Below are 21,460 nucleotides of genomic sequence, written 5' to 3'. Positions count from 1 at the left end.
TGCCTTCGGCGCCGCGCGACCCTATCTCGACGCCATGCCGATGGACCCGCTACCTGATCTTGCCAACCTGTCCCTGGCCGACATAGCCCGTCTGGCAGAGGAAAAGCGGCTACCGCCCGTCGAAAAGTGGGATCCCGATCATTGCGGCGACAGCGAAATGCGCATCGCCCGCGATGGCACATGGTTTCATCAGGGTTCGCCCATCGGCCGCGAAGCCATGGTACGCCTCTTCTCGACGATCCTGCGGCGTGAAAAGGACGGCTCTTATGTCCTTGTAACACCGGTTGAAAAGCTGTCGATCGAGGTGGACGACGCCCCCTTCCTCGCGGTCGAGATGAAGAGCGAGGGCGAAGGCCGCGACCGCGCCGTCGCCTTCCGCCTCAACACAGGCGACCTGATCCCCGCAGGCCCCGAAAACCCGCTCATCATCCGGGAAACGGCCGATGGCCCGCACCCCTATCTGCACGTGCGTGGCGGGCTTGAGGCTCTGGTCAACCGCAGCGTCTATTATGAGCTGATGAACCTCGCGCTGGACGAAGCAAGCGATCCGGTTGGCCTCTGGAGCAATGGGGCCTACTACCCATTGGACGGCTCCGCATGACCTTGGCTGACCGCGTCCGCGCCGCGCTTGCTGAAGGACATGCGCGCGAAGTCGGGCTCATGCTATCGGACACACGCGATCCCCGCATCGACGGCGAGCTCGTTCTTGCGCCTGCCGCCGTGCTCGTCGCCATCACTGACCGACCGGAACCCGGCCTCATCCTCACCGAGCGTGCGGCTACCCTGCGCAAGCATGCGGGGCAGATCGCCTTCCCCGGCGGCCGCGTCGATCAGGAAGATGCCAGCGAGATCGCCGGAGCGCTGCGGGAGGCGCACGAAGAAATCGGGCTGCCCCCTGACATCGTGGACGTCATCGGCACGACCGACCGCTACCACACCTTCACCGGCTTCGACATTGTGCCCGTGCTGGGCGTCATCCCGCCCGACCTGCCGCTCATGCCGCAGGCAAACGAGGTCGCTGACTGGTTCGAACTGCCCCTCTCCTTTGCGCTCGATCCCGCAAACCGGGTCAGCCATTCCGCCCATTATCAAGGTGTTGAACGACATTATTATGAAATAATGTGGAACGACCGCCGCATCTGGGGCATCACCGCCGCCATACTCGCCAACCTGTCCCGGAGGCTTGATCTTGAACGCCTTATTGCCTGACGCCGATTGGCGCCACCGGCCCGGCCTCGAAGGCCTGCTCGCCGCGCTAGGGGCGGAACAGGGTCTTGCCCGCTATGTCGGCGGCGCGGTGCGCGACGGACTGCTCGGGCTTCCCGTCAACGATCTCGACATCGCCACGGCGCTGGAGCCGCAAGAGGTGATGGAGCGCCTGAAGGCCGCCGGGATCAAGGCCGTGCCCACGGGCATAGACCATGGCACGATCACGGCTGTGATCGGGGGCTGGCCGGTCGAAATCACCACCTTGCGCCGCGACGTCAGCACGGACGGACGCCGTGCGACCATCGCCTACACCACCGACTGGCGGGAGGATGCGGCACGGCGCGATTTCACCATCAACGCGCTCTATGCCGACCCCTACACCCATGAAGTAACCGACTTTTTCGGCGGCGTTGATGACCTTGCGGCAGGCCGCGTCCGCTTCATCGGCAGCGCGGCCGAGCGGATCGCAGAGGATCATCTGCGCATCCTGCGCTATTTCCGCTTTCTCGCCCGCTTCGGCCGCGACACGCCGGATGAGCAGGCTTATGCCGCCTGCCGCACCGCCGCCAACAGCCTGATGGCCCTGTCGCGTGAGCGTATCGCTGATGAGTTGATGAAGCTCCTCGCCCTCCCCGATCCTTTCGCCTCGCTCCAATTGATGGTCGAAGGCGGCATCCTCGTTCCCGTTCTTCCGGAGATCGACAAGGACGGACTTGCTCGACTGGGGCAGTTGATCGCGCGTGAAGCCGACGCTGGCGTTCCCTCCGCAGCGCTGCGCCGCCTCGCTGCCCTGCTCCCCCCCGACGCGCGCACCGCAGAAGCCGTGGGCGCCCGCCTCAAACTGTCCAACAAGGCGCGAAAACGCCTCGTCCTCGCCTTGGAGTCCCATAAGGCGGCCCCATCGCTCAGGGCGCTCGCCTTCACCATCGGCGTCGAAGGTGCAATCGATCGCATCCTGCTCGACCCCATGGCATCCCTCGACAGCATCGCCTCGCTCGAGGGCTGGACCCCGCCGCAACTGCCGATAGGCGGAGGCGCCCTGATCGCGCGCGGCCTGCCGCCCGGCCCCGAAGTGGCCAAGGCGTTGGGGGAGGTGCAGCGTATCTGGGTGGAAGAAGGTTTCCCGGAAGCAAGCCGGGTCGATCAGATCGCGGATCAGACCGTTTCGAAATTCCAACGCGCGCGCCAATAATCGAACGCGTCATTTTCGGGCATGGGGCGCGCAAAGTAAAAGCCCTGCCCGTGACTGCATCCCATGGATTGCAGCGCATGGGCCAGTTCCTGCGTCTCCACCCCTTCGGCGGTGACATGCAGGTTCAGCGATTCGGCCAGCGACAGGATGGTGCGAACGATCGCCTGCTTGTCCTTGTCATCCAGCATGTTGGTCACAAAGCTGCGGTCGATCTTCAAAATGTCGATCGGCAGGCTGTGCAAGCTGGCAAGGTTGGAATAGCCCGTGCCGAAATCGTCCATGGCGATCGGCATTTGCAGGTCCTTCAACGCGACCAGCAGTTTGCGCGCCTTGTCCGGATCGGCGATGATCGCGCTTTCCGTCAGTTCGACGGTCAGCCGCCTGCCCGACACGCCTGAATAGCGCAGCGCTTCCTCGAACATCGACGCCACATCATCCCGGGCCATCTGGATCGGCGACAGGTTCACATTGACCCCGACCGGCATTGCCTGTCCGAATTTCGCATCCCACCGGCTCAGCGCCTGTGCCGCCTCATAAGCCGCCCAACGGCCGAGGGGCGTGATGAGGCCGCTTTCCTCAGCAACCGCAATGAACTCGCACGGGGAAACATGGCCCAGTTCGGGGTCATTCCACCGGGCAAGTGCTTCAAATCCGGTAATCTCCCCCGTCTGCAACTGGATGAGCGGCTGATATGCCAAGGTAAGCTCACCCTGCGTCAACGCGGTGCGCAGACGGCTTTCGATGGAAAAGCGCCGCTGCGCTTCCTTCAGCACGCCGTTGCGGTAGATTTCCACCTTCCCGCTGCGCTTGGCGATCTTCACCGCCGCCTGCGCCTTGCGGATTATATCGTCGGGGTCATCGTCCAGGCTTGTCGCCAGAGCACATCCGATCGCGCAATCGACCCGAATTTGCAGATCACTGAGGCGGATCGGCGAATTCAGCGCATCCTTTACCCTCTGCACGATATGAAGACAGTCCGACAAACCATTGTTCAATCGTGCAAATATCGCAAAATCATTGCCGCCGATCCGCGCCAGCACATCGCCCTGCCGCAGGCTCGACTTCAAACGCTTGGCAACCGTGATCAGCAGTTCGTCACCCGCCATCGGCCCCAGCGATTCGTTAACCCGGCTAAACCGGCTAAGATCGATCGCGATGATTCCGAACTGCGAATTGCTCGGCCATGGAGAATTGCGCAGCCGGTCGTCGATCTCTTCGCCAAAACCCGTACGGTTCGGCAGCGCGGTCAGCCCGTCGGACAACAGCTCGCGACGAAGATTGCGTTCGGTCACGCGATCGCTAGTGCGGTCCAGCGCCGTGAAGAGAATGAGGTGCGCCGCTTCGTCAGTCGAGGGCAGCAGCCCGGCGCTGCAGGAGAAATATTCCGGCCCCAAAGGACCATCACGTCGCAATTCAAACGTAGCGGGAACGCTTTCCGAAAGCGCAACCTCGATGATCCGTTCGCGCCAGTCCTTGCAATAGGGCAACTCGGCGTCAGTATCGCCCCGGTCCAGGAAGCTGTGATAAAAAGTCTTGTTAACAGCGACAATCGACAAGTCGTTGTCTTTAAAGCACAACATGGCCGCAGCGTTGGGCACCGCCTCCAACCAATGCTCCATCTCCGCCAGGCAGCGCAGATGCGTGCGATCGAACCTCGCGGGGAGGTTGTCGTCCGGCCTTTGAGCTGGCCGAATACGCACGGGGAGCGACTTCATACCCCGGCATTTAGATACCAGTGGTAAATTTTCAGGAAATGACCCGATGTAATTTCAAGAAGATATCCGGCTCGTTACGCGTCCGTCAAAATCGGTTGTCTCGCGGGAAGCCGACCGGCGGCATCCGCCCGGCCGCCCCGCGCGCAACGCGCCACGGCGTCATGTCGGCCTCGGTTCGGGTGCGCCCGCTTCCCCCGCCCATCGCCCAGCTTAAGCCATCGCTCATCCGGAAAGTGATGGCATCCGACAGGCCGCCATCGCGATAACGCTGCATCTGCACACCCTGCCCGCGCGACATGCGCGGCATTTCAACCAGCGGGAACACCAGTAGCTTGCGATTCTCACCGACCACGGCGACGCTGTCCGCCTCTGCCCCGATGACGTGAACCACCGTCAAGCGCGAACCCGGCCGAACATTCACCACCTGCTTGCCCTTGCGCGTCTCGGCGATGACATCCGCGACCGCCGCGACAAAGCCCCTGCCGTCCGACGCCGCCAGCAATAGCTCACTGCCCGCCTTCGCCGGGAACAGCGCTACGATATCGCCCTGATCATCCATATCGACCAGCGACCGCACCGGATCGCCAAAGCCGCGCCCGCCCGGCAGCTTGTCTGCCCCCAGCGTGAATATGCGCCCGCTCGCCGTCGCCAGCAGCAGCTTGTCGGTCGTCTGCGCATGGAAAGCGATTTTCGGCCCGTCGCCTTCCTTGAACTTCAACGTGTCCGCCGAAGAAAGGTCGCGATGACCGCCCATCGCCCGTATCCAGCCGCGTTCCGACAGGATCACGGTGATCGGCTCCCGCTCAATCATCGCCTCCAGCGGAATTTCACGCGCGGGCGCCGCTTCCTCCACCAAAGTCCGCCGCCTGCCGATCTCGCTCTCTGGCGAATAACGCTTGCGCAGTTCCGCCATATCCTTCTTCAGCCGGTTGCGCTGGCGGGTAGGGCTCTCGACCAGCTTGGTCAGCTCATCCCGTTCCTTGAGCAGCCCCGCATGCTCGCGCCGCAGCTCCATCTCCTCCAGCTTGCGCAAGGAACGCAGCCGCATGTTGAGGATCGCTTCGGCCTGCCGGTCGTTCAGCCCAAACTCCTCCATCATCACCGCCTTGGGCTCATCCTCCGTCCGGATGATCTCGATCACCCGGTCGAGGTTCAGATAAGCGATGATATAGCCGTCGAGCAGTTCGACCCGCGCCGCAATCTTGTCCAGCCGATGCTGCGCCCGCCGCACCAGCACATCGATCTGATGCTTCAGCCACTCGATCAACACCGGCTTCAGCCCCAGCACGCGCGGCGTCCGGCTCGCGTCCAACACGTTGAGGTTCAGCGGAAAGCGGTTCTCAAGGTCAGTCAACCGGAACAGGCTGTCCATCAGCACGTCGGAATCGACCGTTCGCGCCCGCGGTTCAAGAACAATGCGGATCTCCGCGTCGCTCTCATCCCGCACATCCGCCAATATCGGCAGCTTCTTGTCGTTGATCAGCGCGGCGATGTGCTCGATCAGCTTGGACTTCTGCACCTGGAAAGGGATTTGCGTGACCACCGCCACCCAGGTTCCGCGTCCGCCATCTTCCTTGTGCCAGCGCGCCCGCGTTCGAAACGATCCCCGCCCCGTCGCATAGGCTTCCGAAATGATGGAAGCGTTATCCACGAGCACGCCGCCGGTCGGAAAATCCGGCCCGCGCACGACCTGCATCAGGTCGGCATGTTCGGCATCCGGATTTTCGATCAGCAGGCTCGCCGCATCGATCAGCTCGGACACATTATGCGGCGGAATGCTGGTCGCCATGCCGACCGCGATGCCGCTCGCGCCATTTGCCAGCAGGTTGGGGAACAGGCCGGGAAAAACCTCCGGCTCTTCATCCTCGCCATTATAGGTGGGCCTGAACTCGACGGTCCCCTCGTCCAGCCCGGCCATCAGGTCGGCCGCCGCCTGCGTCAGCCGCGCCTCGGTATAGCGCATGGCCGCCGCATTATCGCCGTCGATATTGCCGAAATTCCCCTGCCCATCGACCAGAGGCGTGCGCAGCGAAAAATCCTGCGCCAACCGCACCATGGCGTCATAGACCGACGTATCGCCATGCGGGTGATATTTGCCGATCACATCGCCCACGACGCGCGCGCATTTCTTATAAGACGTCGTGTTGCGCGCCGGATTGGCCACCAGCACATCCGGCGCCGCGCCACCCGGCTCCATCTTGAGCAGCCGCATCGCCCACAACAGACGCCGGTGCACCGGCTTCAATCCATCACGCAGGTCCGGCAGCGACCGCGCCGTGATCGTGGAAAGCGCATAGACGAGGTAGCGCTGGGACAGCGCTTCGTCGAACGGGTGATCCTTGATAGCGTCGAACGGGTCGCGAAAATCGGTCATCGCGATCGGAATAGCAGCGCAACGACAAAACGGAAACGGGGATTACAGCCCCGAAAAATTCACCTCCTTCGCCTCCGGGGCTTGCACATTCGCCGCCAGGCGCCAATTTGCGCCCGTGTCCGATTCCAACCCACCTCCTGTCACCGCCCTCCCGCCGCCGCCTGCCTCGCTGCTGACCGGCGCGGCGCTGTTTCTCGATTTTGACGGCACCCTCGCGCCGATCGCCGCCACACCTGACGGCGTGGTCGTGGATGGCGATCTGCTCGCCCTGCTCGGCGAACTGCGCGATGTGCTGCAAGGCCGTCTGGCAATCGTCAGCGGCCGGTCGATCGTCACCTTGCGCGATCTCGGCTTCGCCGACTTCCTCCTTGCTGGAACGCACGGACTGGAATTTGCTCAACCCGGCGAACAGGTCGAATCCGCCCCTCGCCGCCCGGCGGTCGATGATGCCGAAGCGGCCTTCCACAGCTTTGCGAAGGGCAAGCCCGGCATATTGGTCGAACGCAAATCGATCAGCGTCGGCCTGCACTTCCGTGGCGCACCCCAATGGGGCGAGCAGGCAGGCGAACTGGCCAGCGACCTTGCCGCCAAACTTGGCCTAGCCGTGCAACCGGGCAAGATGCTGTTCGAACTGCGCCCCGGCGGCGCGGACAAGGGCAGCGCGGTCCACACGCTGATGGCCCGCACTCCCATGGCGGGCGGGCGCCCGCTCTTCATCGGCGACGATGTCACGGATGAGGAAGGCTTTGCCGCTGCCGCCGAACTGGGCGGCGCGGGCATTCTGGTCGGCCCGCCCCGGACGACACTCGCCGCATTCTCTTTGGAACAGGTTGCCGCCGTCAGGCATTATCTCGCGCGGGGGGTCGTCAGGCCCGGCTGAGCCATGGCTGGCGCCCCCTCTGTTTGAATGAGCCAGGGGGGCAGACCGATAGTCAGGACCAATACAACGCATTCCGCCGGAAACGAACGCACTCTCGATCTCTGGCCCATCGGCAATTGCCAGGCATCCGCGCTGATCGATCGCGCAGGGCGGATGATATGGGCCTGCGTGCCCCGCGTGGACGGGGACCCCGTCTTTTCCGCCCTTCTCGACGACACTGCGTGGGACGCGCCGGACGCGCGCGGCTTCTGGGCGATTGAGCTGGAAAACTGCGTCAGCGTCGAACAACATTATATCCGCAACACGCCCATCCTCGTGACCCGCCTGACCGACGATCACGGCAATGCCATAGAGCTATACGACTTCTGCCCGCGCCATCGCCATATGGGCCGCATGTACCGCCCGGTGGCGTTCGCTCGGATCGTCCGGCCCGTGGCAGGCAGCCCCCGCATCCGCGTGCGGCTTCGCCCGACCACGTCCTGGAATTCGGAAAGCGTGCCGATCAGCTATGGCTCAAACCATATTCGGCTCGTCCTGTCCTATATGGCGATGCGCATGTCGACCAACGCGCCCATCGGCCTCATTTCCCAGGAAAGCTGGTTCCGGCTCGAACATGACATGCACTTCTTCCTCGGGCCGGACGAAAGCTTTTCGGATGCACTTCGCCCCGAAGTGGAGCGGATGCTCGACGACACCATCCACGAATGGCAGGTCTGGGTGCGCGGCCTCGCCATTCCCGCCGAATGGCAGGAAGCGGTCATTCGCTCCGCCATCACGCTGAAGCTCTGCCAGCATGAGGAAACCGGCGCGATCGTCGCCGCGCTGACCACCAGCATCCCGGAACATGCCGACTCGGGGCGCAACTGGGACTATCGCTACTGCTGGATACGTGACGCCTATTATACGGTCGAAGCGCTGAACCGCCTCGGCGCGCTCGACGTGTTGGAAAGCTATCTTGTTTACCTCCGCAACATCGTCGACGGCGCTAAGGGCGGCCATATCCAGCCGCTCTACGACGTACGCGGCAACGCGACGCTGGAGGAGCGCGAGGCGCAGAACCTTCCGGGCTATCGCGGCATGGGTCCGGTTCGCGTCGGCAACGCCGCCTATTCTCAGATTCAGCACGACGCCTACGGCCAGATCGTCCTGTCCTCGGTTCAGGGCTTCATCGATCAACGCCTGCTCCGCATGGCGGGCATGTCCGACTTCGAATCCTTGGAAGCGGTCGGCGAACGCGCATGGTCGGTCTATGATCAGCCAGACGCTGGCCTGTGGGAACTGCGCACCCGCGCCCATGTGCACAGCTACAGCGCCGTCATGTGCTGGGCCGCCTGCGACCGCCTCGCCCACGCCGCCGCCGCGCTCGACCTGCCCGAGCGGGAGGTTTATTGGCGCGAACGGGCCGAGATCATGAAGGCACGCATCCTGCAATCGGCCTGGCGTAGCGACAGCAACGCCATCTCCGCGAATTTCGAGGATGACGCCCGCGACGCCTCGCTGCTTCAGCTTCTCGACCTGCGCTTCCTGACCGCCGATAATCCGATGTTCGTCGGCACGTTGAAGGCGCTGGAAAAGGACCTGCGCCGGGGCAACGACATGCTCCGCTACAGCACGCCGGATGATTTCGGCGAGCCCGTCACTGCCTTCAACGTCTGCACCTTCTGGCTGATAGAGGCCCTGCACCGCACCGGCCGCACGGAAGAAGCGCGACTGCTGTTCGAAGAAATGCTATCCCGCCGCACCGCCGCCGGGCTGCTGTCGGAGGATATCGATCCGGCGACAGGGGAATTATGGGGCAATTATCCCCAGACCTACTCATTGGTCGGCATCATCAACTGCGCCGTTCTGCTGAGCAAGCCGTGGAGCGTGATGCGATGAGCCGCCTGATAGTCATATCCAATAGGGTCAGCAGGCCCAACAAATCCGGCAATCAGGGCGGACTTGCCGTGGCGCTGGCACAGGCGCTGCGCGAAAGCCGGGGCATCTGGGTCGGCTGGTCAGGCGAGGTCACCGAAAATTTCACCGGCCATATCGGCTTTTCCGAAGATGAAGGCGTCAAGACGGCAACGATCGACCTGGAAGAGCAGGACGTCGACGAATATTATAACGGTTACGCCAACAAGACGCTGTGGCCACTCTTCCACTTTCGCATCGACCTTGCCGAATATGCCCGCGATTTCGAGGGCGGCTATAACCGCGTCAACCACCGCTTCGCCGACACCACCAGCCCGTTGATCGAGCCCGAAGACATCATCTGGGTGCAGGATTATCACATGATCCCCCTCGGCCAGATGCTGCGGGACAAGGGGCATAACAACCGGATGGGATTCTTCCTCCACATCCCATGGCCGCCCACCCGCCTTCTCGTGTCCCTGCCCCACCATACCAAGCTGGTGCAGACGCTGTTCGCCTATGACGTCATCGGCTTCCATACCGAAGAATGGCTCGAATCCTTCCGCCATTATGTGGAGCGGGAGATGAACGGGACGGTCGATGGCGATTTCGTCACGCTGGGCGACCGCACGATTCAGGCGATCGCCTGCCCCATCGGCATCAACGCGCAGGAATTTTCCAACGCCGCCGTCAGCGAACCCGCGCGAGACATGTTCGAACAGGTCCGCCGATCGTTGCAGGACCGCGCGATGATCGTGGGCGTAGACCGGCTCGACTATAGCAAGGGGCTGGAGGAAAGATTCAGCGGCTATGCCCGCTTCCTCAAGGACCATCCCGAACATCATCGCAAGGTGGTCCTGACGCAGATCGCGCCGCCCTCACGTGGGGAAGTGGAAAGCTATCAGCACATCCGATCGACGCTTGACGCTACCGCCGGGCGCATCAACGGCGAATATAGCGATGTGGACTGGACGCCGATCCGTTACGTGAACCAGGGCTATCCGCGCGACAAGCTGGCGGGCATCTACCGCGCCGCACGGATCGGCCTCGTCACTCCGCTGCGCGACGGCATGAACCTCGTCGCCAAGGAATATGTCGCCGCGCAGGACCCGAAGGATCCCGGCGTCCTCATCCTCTCCCGCTTCGCTGGCGCCGCGACCCAGCTCAAGGATGCGCTCCTCATCAATCCCTACAGCCCGGAGGAGATGTCCGACGCCATCACCCGCGCCCTCGCCATGCCGCTCGATGAACGCAAGCGCCGCTGGCGTTCGATGATGGACTGCGTCGAGGAACAAGACATCAGCTGGTGGCGCCGCTGCTTCACCGAACGACTGACGGCGGTCGACCGCGACCATGAGCAAGCGGCAGACGTCGAAATCGCACACTGAATCGGCATGGCGCAACGAAGCCATTGAACCCACGACAGTTCGCCGCCCGATCAGCGCGCTAATTGCACCCCTGTCTGCTTTGGTCTATGGGCCAGCCAGCAGCCCCGGCACCCGCTGATCCTCTTCGATTCGCGTTGCCGGGGCACATTCTTTTCTCGGGAAGACAGGAACGCGCATGGCCCGTCGCCGCCAGATCTACGAAGGCAAGGCAAAGATCCTTTACGAAGGCCCTGAGCCCGGCACGATCATCCAATATTTCAAGGATGACGCCACCGCTTTCAACGCGCAGAAGAAGGGTACGATTTCCGGCAAGGGCGTGCTCAACAACCGCATCTCCGAGCATATCTTCACCCTGCTCGGCCAGATCGGCGTGCCGACGCACTTCATCCGCCGCCTCAACATGCGCGAACAGCTGGTCCGCCAGGTCGAGATCGTCCCGATTGAGGTCGTGGTCCGCAACGTCGCCGCCGGATCGCTCAGCAAAAAGCTGGGGATCGAGGAAGGCACGCAGCTGCCCCGCACCCTCATCGAATATTGCTACAAGGATGACGCGCTGGGCGACCCGCTCGTGTCCGAAGAACATATCGCCTGCTTCGGTTGGGCCACGCAGGAAGAAATGCACGACATCGCCGACATGGCGATCCGCATCAACGACTTCATGTGCGGCCTGTTCGCTGCCATCGGCATCCGCCTTGTCGACTTCAAGCTGGAGTTTGGCCGACTGTGGGATGGCGACTTCAGCCGCGTCATCCTGGCCGACGAAATCAGCCCGGATGGCTGCCGACTGTGGGACATGAACACCGGCGAAAAGCTGGACAAGGACCGCTTCCGCCGCGACCTGGGCGGTGAAGTCGAAGCCTATCAGGAAGTCGCCCGCCGCTTGGGCCTCCTACCCGAAGGCGCGGACACAACCGTCCTAGACCTCGACACCCACCGCAAGAAGCGCAGCAAGGACTGATTAGCGTCCCCTGCCCTAGTAAATGCGTCACCCCGGGCTCGACCCGGGGTCCCGCTTCTCCGCTGCCCCAGCTCAAGCCATGACCGCATCCACCATCAGCTTCATCCCCAACAACAGCATCAACACGTAGATCAGCGTGTAGAACCGCGCCGGATCAACCTTGCGCGCCAGCAGCACCCCCGCATAGGTCGCCCCAATGGCCACCGGAGCCAGCATCGCGGTCGCCATCAAATTCCCCCGCGTAAACTGCCCCAGCGCTGCATAAGCGGGCACTTTGATCCAGTTCATGATGGCAAAGGCAATCGCCGTGGTGCCGATCAGCGTGTCGCGCGCCAGTCGCTTGGGCAGCACCCACATCTGAAATGGCGGCGCGCCCGCATGCGCGATCTGGCTGGTAAAGCCGCTCGCCACGCCCAGCAACGTCCCGACCCAGTTCGGCGAACTGGACGGCAACACGACCTTCCCGCCCCGCTCGACCCACAGCCTTTGCGCGCCAAAAAGCGTTGAAATAAAGCCCAGCGTCCCCAGCACCGCCGTCTCCGGCACCCGCGCGGCGAACAGGTAACCCAGCCCCACGCCGACAACCATGCCCGGCATCATCACCTTCAATATATGCCCATCCCAGCTATGCCGGAACGACCAGACGCTCACCGCGTCCTGCAATATGAGGATAGGCAGCATGATCGCAGCCGCCCGCACCGGATCGATGCCCAGCGCCATGATCGGCATGGCCAGCGCTCCCGCCCCGGCAAAGCCACCCTTGGCGAGGCCAGAAAGGATCACCGCCACGATCGCGCATGTGTAGTAGAGATAGTCGCCGCTCATCGCCCCGCCCTAAAGCAGAGGACCGCTGAAGCGAACAGCTTTTCCAGTTAAACTCAGGCGCTAGCCCGGTATCCGATCAGAACACCGAAGGCAAAGGTAGCCAGCAGCGCCAGCTGAACACGGCCATGCGGATCGTCATAACCGACGATCTGCTGCCCAAAGGCGAAAAGCCCCACAAACATCGCTAGTGCAAGACCAGCCATATTCAAAACCCTCTATCCCGCCCCGCAACCATAGCACCGTCTCGCTAATAAAGGGATAATGCCTTGCCTGGGGCGGCGCAGGGGACTAGGGGGTGCGCCATAGCAATCCACGGAGTTTTTGGCCTCATGAAAGCCCGCATCTTCGTCACCCTCAAGGGCGGGGTTCTCGACCCGCAGGGCAAGGCGATCCACCACGCACTCGACGGTCTGGGTTTCTCGGGCGTCAACGACGTGCGCGCGGGCAAGCTCATTGAGCTGGACCTGGCCGACGGCACCAGCGACGATGATATCGACGCCATGTGCCGCAAACTGCTCGCCAACACGGTGATCGAAAACTACCGCATCGAAAAGGTGGCCTGAGCCATGAAGAGCGCCGTCATCGTCTTCCCCGGCAGCAATTGCGACCGCGACCTCGCCGTGGCTTTCGAGGCGGTGAGCGGTGAAAAGCCGGTCATGGTCTGGCATCGCGACACCGAATTGCCCGAAGGAATCGACCTGATCGGCGTACCCGGCGGCTTCTCCTACGGCGACTATCTGCGCTCCGGCGCGATGGCCGCCCGCTCGCCCGTCATGCAGGCGGTAGCAAAGGCGGCCGAGCGCGGCACCTATGTGCTCGGCATCTGCAACGGCTTTCAGGTGCTGACCGAAAGCGGCCTGCTGCCCGGCGCGTTGCTGCGCAACGCAGGCGGCCATTTCGTCTGCCGCGACGTCGCGTTGACCGTCGAAAACGCCCAGAGCGCCTTTACCAGCCGCTATGCCGCTGGCGAGACCGTGACCTATCCCGTCGCCCATCATGACGGCAATTACTTCGCCGACACCGCAACCCTCGACCGCCTCGAAGGCGAAGGCCGCGTCGCCCTGCGCTATGGCGAAGCCGTCAACGGCTCGGCCCGCAACATCGCGGGCATCCTCAACGAAGCAGGCAATGTGCTGGGCATGATGCCCCACCCCGAACGCGTCATCGAAGCCGCCCACGGCAAAACCGACGGCCGCCGCCTGTTCGAAGGCCTGGTGGAAGGACTATTGGCCCGCGCCTGATCTCCGGCGCGCGCTACCCTCCCCCACGTCCAGCTCCCTGACACCCGTCATCCCAGCGGAAGCTGGGATCTGAGGAGGCTGGGCAGAACGCATCGAGCGAGATGCCAACTTACGATGGCACGACGAGATTGGGGCTGTCGCCTTACGACCAGTTCAGGTCCTTCTGACGCGGCGACCGCCTGCTTCAAAGCGGTCCCGTTTCAAGACCGCGATGATCTTCTCGTAAGCACGAGCGAGCGCATCATGTTGCTGCCGGTCCAACTCGCAGATTGCACCCGCCGCACTACATTCTGCCAACTGTTGTCGGCGTTGTAAGTTTATGATTTGCTGCATTACCGCGACCTGTAGGATGCAGGAGGTTGGCGCGAGACGTGAGCGGCCGAGCGCTTAATCTCGCCGGTAAGAATTTTATTCTTTAACAACAGGCGAACTTGCTCGGCGTCCCTTCCATCAAGCAAAACCACTCTCGAACCACCCGACGCCAAGGTTTCTATCGTTGAAATGCGAAAACTGTGCGCGGCGCAAATCTTCTCGATCTCAGCCACGCTCGCCGTCGTGTTGACAACCCGACTCATGAATGTTGTCCTTCGCCGCCAAACGGATATGGGGCAAAAGCTTTTCCACTATTCACCGGGCCTGATCTGTAAGGATAGTCATGGGCACGAATGCGCCGAGCATAGCTCCTGGCACGAAATCGATGAGCGGAACGTGCGAAAATACACGTTGCCTCCTGCTCTTTTAAAAGCTCGATTTGTTCATTTTCCAGTAGATTATTAAGGTCTTCCATGGACACACTCCAGCAGGCAAGCGGGAGCGCGATGGTCTCTCTGTCAATACGAAGGCTTGCGGGCTGATTTCGCTCGATTACCCCTCCTAGCAGAATATTTTTACTTTGTCGCATCATTTGCGAAGGGCGATTCGATAGCATAATCCGTTACAGCCGGTCCGCTCCATACAAACCGTCCCCCTCCCGCAAGCGGGAGGGGTTAGAGGTGGGCGCGAGCGTAGCGAGCGTCTACGTCAGCCCCCTCACAAACGCAGGCAGATGCGCCAGCCCGCTAGGATTAGGCCCCGCCATATACAGCGCCATCACGGTCCCCAGCGCAATTGCAACCCCATAAGGGATCGGCCCGCCCGGCGCGAAGATCGACAGTGAAGACCCGTCCCGCACCGCTTTCGGCACCATCCGCCGCCCGGCCATGATCAGCAACGCCAGCACGCCCCCACCGACCGTCACATAAACAAACCAGGGCAGCGCCGCGCCCCAATCGAACCACAGCGCGCAGGCCGCCAGCAGCTTGACATCGCCCCCGCCCATCCATCGCAGCGCGAACATCAGGCATCCGAGCGCAAACACCGCTAGAAACAGCGTGCCATTCTGCCAGATGTCATTTTCCCATCCGGCCAACGCTACCCAGGGCACGAACAGCCCCATCACCAGCAGCGGAAAGATGTTGGATATCCGCAACCGCGCAATATCCTGGATCGCCGCGCCCAGCAGGACCAACGACAGCGCAATCAGGACAAGGTCCTTCGTCATGGCCTCGCCCCCATGCCAGCTAAAGCCGCAGTCGCTTCGGGCTGAAAACTCTCCGATTCCGTGACCGCGCGGCTCAGATAGGCCCGCGCCTTCACCGCATCCCCCATGCGCAACGCCACCTGCCCCGCGTCGCTCAGTCGCCTGGCCCAGCTATTGGCGTCATCGGCGGCGCGCCTTTCTATATCGCGTCCGGCCATCACCTGCGCGGCATCGCTATGGGCGATGAGGCGCGCGTCATCGGGCGCCATGTCCCGCGCCTTGTCGAATATCGCGATCGCCTTCTCCGCCTGTCCCTGCGCCATCAGCGAAAGCCCATAATTATTCAGCACCTGCACCGGCCTGTCGGTCAGTTGAAAGGCCCGCTCATAGGCGGCGGCACTCAGCGCCCAGGACTTTGCCTTGTCATAAGCGACGCCCAGCGCGTTCCACGCCCGCCAGCGCGATGCACACTGATCGACCGCGCGGCGCAGCGCTTCCGCCGCCTGATCCGCCCGGCCCAGCCGAAGCCTTGCGATGCCCAGACCTTCATCGATCCGGCAATCCGCCGTCGCTCCCGGGCCGATCGCGGAAAAACGCGCCTCCGCCTCGGCATCCTGCCCCTTGGCCAGAGCCATCTGCGCCACCGCGATGTCGATGCCCCGCTTGTCCTGCGCCTGCGCCCCGTCGCGCCATTGGCTCAGCATCAATTCGGCCTGCACGATCCGCCCGCCTTCGATCGCATCATCGATCAATCGGCCATAGTCCAGAATCGCTGCGGGCGTCGTCTCGGCGGCTGTCGCGCCGGGGGATATGGCCGCAGCCGCCAGCAGCAGCAGGATGCTCATCCCCGGCCCCCGCTCCACGCCCATAGCTTCTGGAACAGGCTATCGGACTCATCCCCACCCGCCATCGTCGCGCAGGGGCTTGACGCTCCCGCATCGGAGCCATCCTTACTACACCCTGCCACCGTCACTTGCACTGGCGTCGGCCGGGTCGTGATCGGCGCCGCCAACGACCGCGAGAGAGAGATGATTGGCGCCGCGCCAGCTCCGTCCGCAACAGTCACGATCGCGGTATTCAGTTGCGCGATGGCCCGCCCCGGCAATGCAGCCTGTGTGACGCCCGCCGACAACGTGCGCAGCCGCACCTCGCCCATCGAAACCCGCTCCAGCTCCAGCCCGGCCGCCCGCACAGGTGCCGCCGGACGATTGCCACCGTCCATCGCGATCTGGGCCAGCGTCGGGCGGCGCGCACCACCAGCTTGCACGCCCTGCCCGATCTCAGCCAGCAGGGCGTTCGCTTCTCCCTGCAAACCCTGCGCATTCAGGCTGCGCGCGAAGTTGCGATGGATGCGCTCGTCCATGGGAGCGCGTGCCAGGGCCAGCTCGAAATAATCCCGCGCCAGATCATGCCGCCCGATCGCCGCATAGCTGATCGCAACGCCGTTCAGCGCGTTCGCATCGGCCGGGTCCTGCCGCATCGCCCGCCGGTAAGCATCCAGCGCCAGCGCATAGTCCCCCCGCGAAAACAGCAACTGCCCCCGCGCGATGGCTTCTTTTCCCGTCGCCGCCGCCGCCTCGGCATTCACGGGCCGGATCGCCACCTCCCGGTTGGCCGAACTGCATGCCGCGCTCGCCAGCATCAGCGATATCGCCACTGCCTGTCTCATCATGCCCCGTCCCCCCTCTTGGTTTCCGCTACCGGCTCAGCACCGGCAGGATTTCCCTCACCACCCGCACCACGGCGGGCAGCATCAGCACCCCGATCATCACCGGCAGCATGCACGCAACCAGCGGCACCGACAGCAGCACCGGCAGCCGGTGCGCCTTCTCCTCCGCCCGCATCCGCCGCTTCTCCCGCATCTCCGCGGCATAGACGCGCAGCGTCTGCCCGACGCTAGAACCCAGCTGGTCCGACTGGATCAACAGGGTAGCAAAGGACCGAATCTCATCCACATCCACATCATCCGCCATCCGCCGCAGCGCGTCGGCCCGGCTGCGCCCCGCGCGCAGTTCCAGCACGACCTTACCCAGCGCCTGCGACACGAGCGGATGCGAGATGGCGAGTTCGCGCCCCACCCGATCCATCGCCGCCTCCAGCCCCAGCCCCGCCTCGACGCATACCAGCATCAGGTCCAGCGCATCGGGGAAGCCATGGACGATCGCCTCCTGCCGCCGCGCCGCCTTGGCCGAAATGAAAAGGTTCGGCAGATACAGCCCCAACACCGCAACGGCGGTCGCCATGAAATACAGCTTCACCGGGCTCGGCGGCTCGGGCTTGTTCAGCGACATGAGCACCAGCACCGCAGGCAGCGCCAGCGTCAGCACCAGCCGGATGAACGTAAATATCTTCGGCGCCTCGGGCGAGGGATAGCCCGCCGCGATCAACCGCTTGCGCAAGGCATCATTCTTCGTATCCGCCAGCGAAATGCCCAGCTTCTCGATCCGGTCGACCAGCTTTTTCCATTCACTATTGTTGCGCTCATTGCGCAGCGACTGCCCACCGCCCTGCACCGCGCCACCGACGTCGCTCACAACATCCAGCCGACTGCGCACCCTGGACGTACGCGCGACCGCCTCCGTCACGCCATAGACGATCGCCACGATCGCGACGAACAGCAGCACCAGCAACACCGGCCGCAACTGCGAGATAAGGGCGAGGTCCAGCATCAGGTCAGACTTTCAAATCAACCATGCGGCGTATCGTGACGAAGCCGATGATGTAGAGGATGATGAGCCCGGAAAAGCCAAAGATGAACATCGGGTCCTGCGCGATATCCAGGTAAAATCCCGGATTGAGCAGGAACAGCGCGACGAACGCCAGGATCGGCAACGCCGTCAGCATGACCGCGGTCATCCGCCCTTCGGAACTCAGCGCCCGCACCTTCATGAACAGGCTCGCCCGCTCCCGGATCACCAGCGACAGATTCTCCAATATCTCGGCCAGATTGCCGCCCGTTTCCGCCTGCACCGACAGCGACGTCACGAACATGTGCATCTCGTTCATGTCCCACCGCTCGGCCATGCGCTGCAAGGCGTCGCGCAGATCGGAGCCATAGGTCACCTCGTCGACCACGATCCCGAACTCGCTGCCGATCGGGTCGCGCATCTCCTTGGTCAGCAGGTCCAGCGCCGCAGCGATCGGATGCCCGGCGCGCAGGCCACGCACGAAAGTATCCAGCGCCACCGGAAACTGCTCTTCCATCTTCTTGCGCCGCCGCTGGCTCAACCGGCTCAGCACCATGATCGGCAGCAGCACGCCCAGCGATGCCGCGAAGGCTCCCGCCATCACGATCATCCCCGCCGTCATGCCATATCCCGCCGCCAGCGCGCCGATAACCACGATCAGGAACAGCACGCCCGTCGCAATCGCCATGAAGGTCAGCACGACGCGCGCAGGCACGCTCAGCCCCGCGCCATGCAGCGACCGCACGACGCTCAAAGCCATCCGCCCAAAAACGCTGTCATGGTTGAAGTTCAGGCTGTCGTCATAGCGCCGCAGCCGGGACAGGACCGTGCTGCGCTCAAACCCCGCCGCGATCATCTTCAACCGCTTGTTGACGACCCGTTCAGTCCCTGCGCGCGCCCGGAACCAGCTATGAACCCCCTCGATCGTCAGGATCACCGCCGCGAACAGCAGCACCAGCACAAAGGCACGGATGTAGATCGGGTTGATCATTGCACCACCGCATCAGGACGGAAGAGTTCGGCGGGCAGGTGAATGCCCCGATCGGCCAGATCGCTCATGAATTTCGGGCGGATGCCGGTCGCCTCGAAATGACCACGCACCATGTCGTTCTCGTCCCGCCCGGTCATCTTGAAGCGGAAGATTTCCTGCATGGTGATAACCTCGCCCTCCATGCCGGTAATCTCCGAAATGCTCAGCAAGCGCCGCCGTCCATCGGACAAGCGCCCCACCTGCACGATCACGTTCAGCGCCGAAGCGATCTGCGCCCGCGCCGATCGCGGTGAAATGTCGATGCCGCTCATGCCGATCATCTGCTCGACTCGGGACAAGGCGTCGCGCGGCGTGTTCGCATGGACCGTAGTCATCGACCCGTCATGGCCGGTGTTCATCGCCTGGAGCATATCGAATGCCTCCCCGGCGCGCACTTCGCCCACGATGATGCGATCGGGCCGCATACGCAGCGCATTCTTCACCAGATCACGCTGCGTAACCTCTCCCCGCCCCTCGATATTCGGCGGCCGCGTTTCCAGCCGCACCACATGCCGCTGCTGCAACTGAAGTTCCGCCGAGTCCTCGATCGTCACGATCCGTTCGGCCTCGTCGATGCTCGCCGACATGGCGTTGAGCAGCGTCGTCTTGCCCGAACCCGTGCCCCCGGAAATCAGCACATTGCGCCGCGAAGCCACCACCGCCGACAGCACCTGCGCCATCGGCCCCGGCACGCTGCCCAGTTCCGAAAGCCGCGCCATGCTGATCGGCACCTTGGCGAACTTACGAATGGACAGCAGCGACCCATCGACCGCCAGCGGCGGCACCACCGCATTGACGCGCGAACCGTCCGCCAAACGCGCATCGACAAAGGGCGAAGCCTCGTCCACGCGCCGTCCCACCGCCGCCACGATCTTCTGGATGATGCGCAACAGATGCTTCTCATCCTTGAAGCGCGTCGCCGTCTCAACCAGCCGCCCGCCACGCTCGACAAAGACGATCTTGTGCCCGTTCACCAAAATATCGGTGACGCTATTGTCCTTCAGCAGCGGCTCCAATGGCCCCAGCCCCAGCAACTCATCCAAAATATCGGACACCAGCCGCTTGCGCTCTTCCAGGTTCAGCGCATGCTTCTGCAACGCCAGCTGCTCATGGACGATCTCGCCCACCTCCGCTTCCACCTGAGCGCGCGACATATTCTCCAGCGCCGACAGGTTGATAAGGTCGATCAGCTTCTGGTGCAGCGCGACCTTCAGCTCGGTATGCCGGTCCTCTTCCCAATGGACCAGCTCGGTATCGGTCGGCCCCACATCATCACGAGGATCGCCAAAGCGGCTGTCGCCCTTCCGGATCTGCCACATCACCCTTTCTCCGCCTGACGCCGCGCTTCGACCGCCTGCATCGTGCAATCGACGATATCCTGCATGTCCTTGCAGATACGGCTGCGCGCCTTCAATTCCTGGATCAGCACCCCCTGATCCAGCGCGGAGCTGACCAGCGGGAAATCGTTCGCGATGCTAAGGTTCACCGGATGATCCAGCGCCGCCGCCGCATCCTCCAGCCCGATCGCGCGGAACAGCTTCTTTTCCACCCGGTTGGCGATCACATGGATGCGCGCCGGTTCGATATCCTGATCCCGCAGCAAGGCAATCTGCCGCCGCGCCTGCCGCAGGCTGGCTATAGTCAGCTCGCACACCAGAAAGATGACCTCCGACCGCGCCACCAGCGACATGGACCAGTTGGTCCAGTTGCCCGGCAGGTCCAGATAGATCGTATCATAATTGCGCTGCGCCAGCTCAACCACACGGAACACCTGATCGGCATTCACCGCCTCCAGCGGCATGATCTCCGTAGGCGCCGTCACGACATGCAGCCCGGTCGGCGTCTCGACGGTGACAGAGCCCAGCAGCTCCCGGTCCACCCGGTTACCACCCTGCAACAGGTCCGCCAGCGTCAGCGGAGAGGAGATGCTCAGGAACGTCCCCGCATTGCCGAACTGCACATCGAAATCGAACAGGCAAACCCGCTCGCCCGTCTGTTTGGCGTTGCGCGCATGCAGGCTGGCCGCCTGTGTAGCGATCGTCGTCGCCCCCACACCGCCGACGCTCTTGATGATCGATACCAGCGCGCCCGTCTTGACGTCGCGCCCGCCCTTTGCCGCGATCTCGGCGCGCAGCTGGTCGATGATCGATGACAACTCGCTCGCCTGCAAAGGCAGCGCCACCACATCGTTGATCCCACTCCGCAGCAAGGCCCGCACCAGCGGAATCTCCGCATTACGCACGGCCGCAACGACGAGCAGCGCCGGATTAGCCGCCCGCAAAGCCGCCAGCCGCCGCGTCGACGCATCGTCGTCCGGCAGCACCTCCAATATGACGGCCTTCGCCTCCGCCACCAACGACTGCGGCAATGGAGCCCCCGCAGGCAACATGGACAAGGTCAGGGACTGCCCGCTCAGCTGATCCCCAAGAATATCGGAAGCCGCCACCTCCTGCTCCGAAAGGATCAGATGAATCCCCTCATCCCCCACATTGAGTGTCCAGCTCTCGGCCGCTTCCGCTGTGTTCGTCACGATGCCCAAGATCTTGTTC

21 protein-coding genes are annotated in these 21,460 nt (G+C 63.2%); 9 read left to right on the top strand and 12 right to left on the bottom strand.

Going from position 1 to position 21,460, the window contains the following annotated elements; translation table 11 throughout:
• Window positions 1–34 precede the first annotated feature (34 nt).
• The 3 genes from ACZ5YV_RS03110 to ACZ5YV_RS03100 are packed head-to-tail and all read left to right on the top strand — an operon-like array spanning window position 35 to window position 2,401.
• Entirely contained in the window at window positions 35–601 is a 567-nt protein-coding gene (locus ACZ5YV_RS03110; RefSeq protein ID WP_464788536.1) for a DUF1285 domain-containing protein, read from the top strand.
• Complete coding sequence (locus tag ACZ5YV_RS03105; RefSeq protein WP_464788535.1) at window positions 598–1,209, top strand: CoA pyrophosphatase; 612 nt, start codon at window positions 598–600, stop codon at window positions 1,207–1,209. Before ACZ5YV_RS03110 ends, ACZ5YV_RS03105 begins: the two co-directional genes overlap by 4 nt.
• The gene (locus ACZ5YV_RS03100; RefSeq protein ID WP_464788534.1) at window positions 1,190–2,401 is read left to right on the top strand and encodes a CCA tRNA nucleotidyltransferase; all 1,212 of its coding nucleotides are present in this window, start codon (window positions 1,190–1,192) and stop codon (window positions 2,399–2,401) included. The genes ACZ5YV_RS03105 and ACZ5YV_RS03100 overlap by 20 nt, the downstream gene beginning before the upstream one ends.
• On the opposite strand, the gene ACZ5YV_RS03095 is transcribed toward ACZ5YV_RS03100, so the two are convergent.
• On the bottom strand, window positions 2,365–4,116 hold the full coding sequence (locus ACZ5YV_RS03095) for a putative bifunctional diguanylate cyclase/phosphodiesterase (RefSeq protein ID WP_464788533.1): 1,752 nt from the start codon (window positions 4,114–4,116) through the stop codon (window positions 2,365–2,367). The genes ACZ5YV_RS03100 and ACZ5YV_RS03095 overlap by 37 nt on opposite strands.
• 85 nt (window positions 4,117–4,201) lie before the next feature.
• Entirely contained in the window at window positions 4,202–6,490 is a 2,289-nt protein-coding gene (gene parC, locus ACZ5YV_RS03090) for a DNA topoisomerase IV subunit A (protein WP_464788532.1), read from the bottom strand.
• Window positions 6,491–6,605: 115 nt separating this feature from the next.
• Here parC and otsB point away from each other — a divergent pair, with 115 nt between their 5' ends.
• From otsB to purC, 4 genes are all read left to right on the top strand, one after another.
• Entirely contained in the window at window positions 6,606–7,370 is a 765-nt protein-coding gene (gene otsB, locus ACZ5YV_RS03085; protein WP_464788531.1) for a trehalose-phosphatase, read from the top strand.
• A 27-nt stretch (window positions 7,371–7,397) separates the two neighbouring features.
• Window positions 7,398–9,248 carry a glycoside hydrolase family 15 protein gene (locus ACZ5YV_RS03080; protein ID WP_464788530.1) on the top strand — a complete coding sequence of 617 codons (1,851 nt, stop codon included), beginning with the start codon at window positions 7,398–7,400 and terminating at the stop codon, window positions 9,246–9,248.
• Window positions 9,245–10,651, top strand: coding sequence for an alpha,alpha-trehalose-phosphate synthase (UDP-forming) (otsA, locus tag ACZ5YV_RS03075; RefSeq protein WP_464788529.1), 1,407 nt, complete (start codon window positions 9,245–9,247; stop codon window positions 10,649–10,651). Before ACZ5YV_RS03080 ends, otsA begins: the two co-directional genes overlap by 4 nt.
• A 175-nt stretch (window positions 10,652–10,826) precedes the next feature.
• Window positions 10,827–11,609, top strand: coding sequence for a phosphoribosylaminoimidazolesuccinocarboxamide synthase (gene purC, locus ACZ5YV_RS03070; RefSeq protein ID WP_449473245.1), 783 nt, complete (start codon window positions 10,827–10,829; stop codon window positions 11,607–11,609).
• Between the two features lie 72 nt (window positions 11,610–11,681).
• Here the strand turns inward: purC and ACZ5YV_RS03065 are convergent, their stop codons facing one another.
• Complete coding sequence (locus ACZ5YV_RS03065; protein WP_464788528.1) at window positions 11,682–12,434, bottom strand: sulfite exporter TauE/SafE family protein; 753 nt, start codon at window positions 12,432–12,434, stop codon at window positions 11,682–11,684.
• Between the two features lie 53 nt (window positions 12,435–12,487).
• Window positions 12,488–12,637, bottom strand: a complete 150-nt coding sequence (locus ACZ5YV_RS03060; protein WP_176502204.1) for a hypothetical protein — start codon at window positions 12,635–12,637, stop codon at window positions 12,488–12,490.
• Between the two features lie 126 nt (window positions 12,638–12,763).
• Between ACZ5YV_RS03060 and purS the strand changes: the two genes are divergently transcribed.
• Together purS and purQ are read left to right on the top strand one after the other, a co-directional pair.
• Window positions 12,764–12,997, top strand: a complete 234-nt coding sequence (gene purS / locus ACZ5YV_RS03055) for a phosphoribosylformylglycinamidine synthase subunit PurS (protein WP_097091917.1) — start codon at window positions 12,764–12,766, stop codon at window positions 12,995–12,997.
• Between the two features lie 3 nt (window positions 12,998–13,000).
• Window positions 13,001–13,675, top strand: coding sequence for a phosphoribosylformylglycinamidine synthase subunit PurQ (gene purQ, locus ACZ5YV_RS03050; RefSeq protein WP_464788527.1), 675 nt, complete (start codon window positions 13,001–13,003; stop codon window positions 13,673–13,675).
• Between the two features lie 571 nt (window positions 13,676–14,246).
• Here purQ and ACZ5YV_RS03045 read toward each other — a convergent pair.
• From ACZ5YV_RS03045 to ACZ5YV_RS03010, 8 genes are all read right to left on the bottom strand, one after another.
• Window positions 14,247–14,462, bottom strand: coding sequence for a hypothetical protein (locus ACZ5YV_RS03045; protein WP_464779301.1), 216 nt, complete (start codon window positions 14,460–14,462; stop codon window positions 14,247–14,249).
• 228 nt (window positions 14,463–14,690) lie between these two features.
• Window positions 14,691–15,215: an A24 family peptidase gene (locus ACZ5YV_RS03040; protein WP_464788526.1), complete on the bottom strand. Its 525-nt coding sequence runs from the start codon at window positions 15,213–15,215 to the stop codon at window positions 14,691–14,693.
• The gene (locus ACZ5YV_RS03035) at window positions 15,212–16,039 is read right to left on the bottom strand and encodes a tetratricopeptide repeat protein (RefSeq protein ID WP_464788525.1); all 828 of its coding nucleotides are present in this window, start codon (window positions 16,037–16,039) and stop codon (window positions 15,212–15,214) included. The genes ACZ5YV_RS03040 and ACZ5YV_RS03035 overlap by 4 nt, the downstream gene beginning before the upstream one ends.
• Complete coding sequence (locus ACZ5YV_RS03030) at window positions 16,036–16,866, bottom strand: tetratricopeptide repeat protein (RefSeq protein WP_464788524.1); 831 nt, start codon at window positions 16,864–16,866, stop codon at window positions 16,036–16,038. Before ACZ5YV_RS03030 ends, ACZ5YV_RS03035 begins: the two co-directional genes overlap by 4 nt.
• A 25-nt stretch (window positions 16,867–16,891) precedes the next feature.
• Entirely contained in the window at window positions 16,892–17,863 is a 972-nt protein-coding gene (locus ACZ5YV_RS03025; RefSeq protein ID WP_464788523.1) for a type II secretion system F family protein, read from the bottom strand.
• A 4-nt stretch (window positions 17,864–17,867) separates the two neighbouring features.
• Entirely contained in the window at window positions 17,868–18,872 is a 1,005-nt protein-coding gene (locus tag ACZ5YV_RS03020; protein WP_464788522.1) for a type II secretion system F family protein, read from the bottom strand.
• A complete protein-coding gene (locus ACZ5YV_RS03015; RefSeq protein ID WP_464788521.1) occupies window positions 18,869–20,230 on the bottom strand; it encodes a CpaF family protein in 1,362 nt (453 codons plus the stop codon). The genes ACZ5YV_RS03020 and ACZ5YV_RS03015 overlap by 4 nt, the downstream gene beginning before the upstream one ends.
• On the bottom strand, window positions 20,230–21,441 hold the full coding sequence (locus ACZ5YV_RS03010; protein ID WP_464788520.1) for an AAA family ATPase: 1,212 nt from the start codon (window positions 21,439–21,441) through the stop codon (window positions 20,230–20,232). Before ACZ5YV_RS03010 ends, ACZ5YV_RS03015 begins: the two co-directional genes overlap by 1 nt.
• Window positions 21,442–21,460: the final 19 nt, after the last annotated feature.

It is taken from the genome of Sphingobium sp. TomTYG46, from assembly GCF_055396345.1.
Note: the sequence above shows the minus strand (reverse complement) of the source record. Positions and strands in the feature narration are given on the sequence as shown.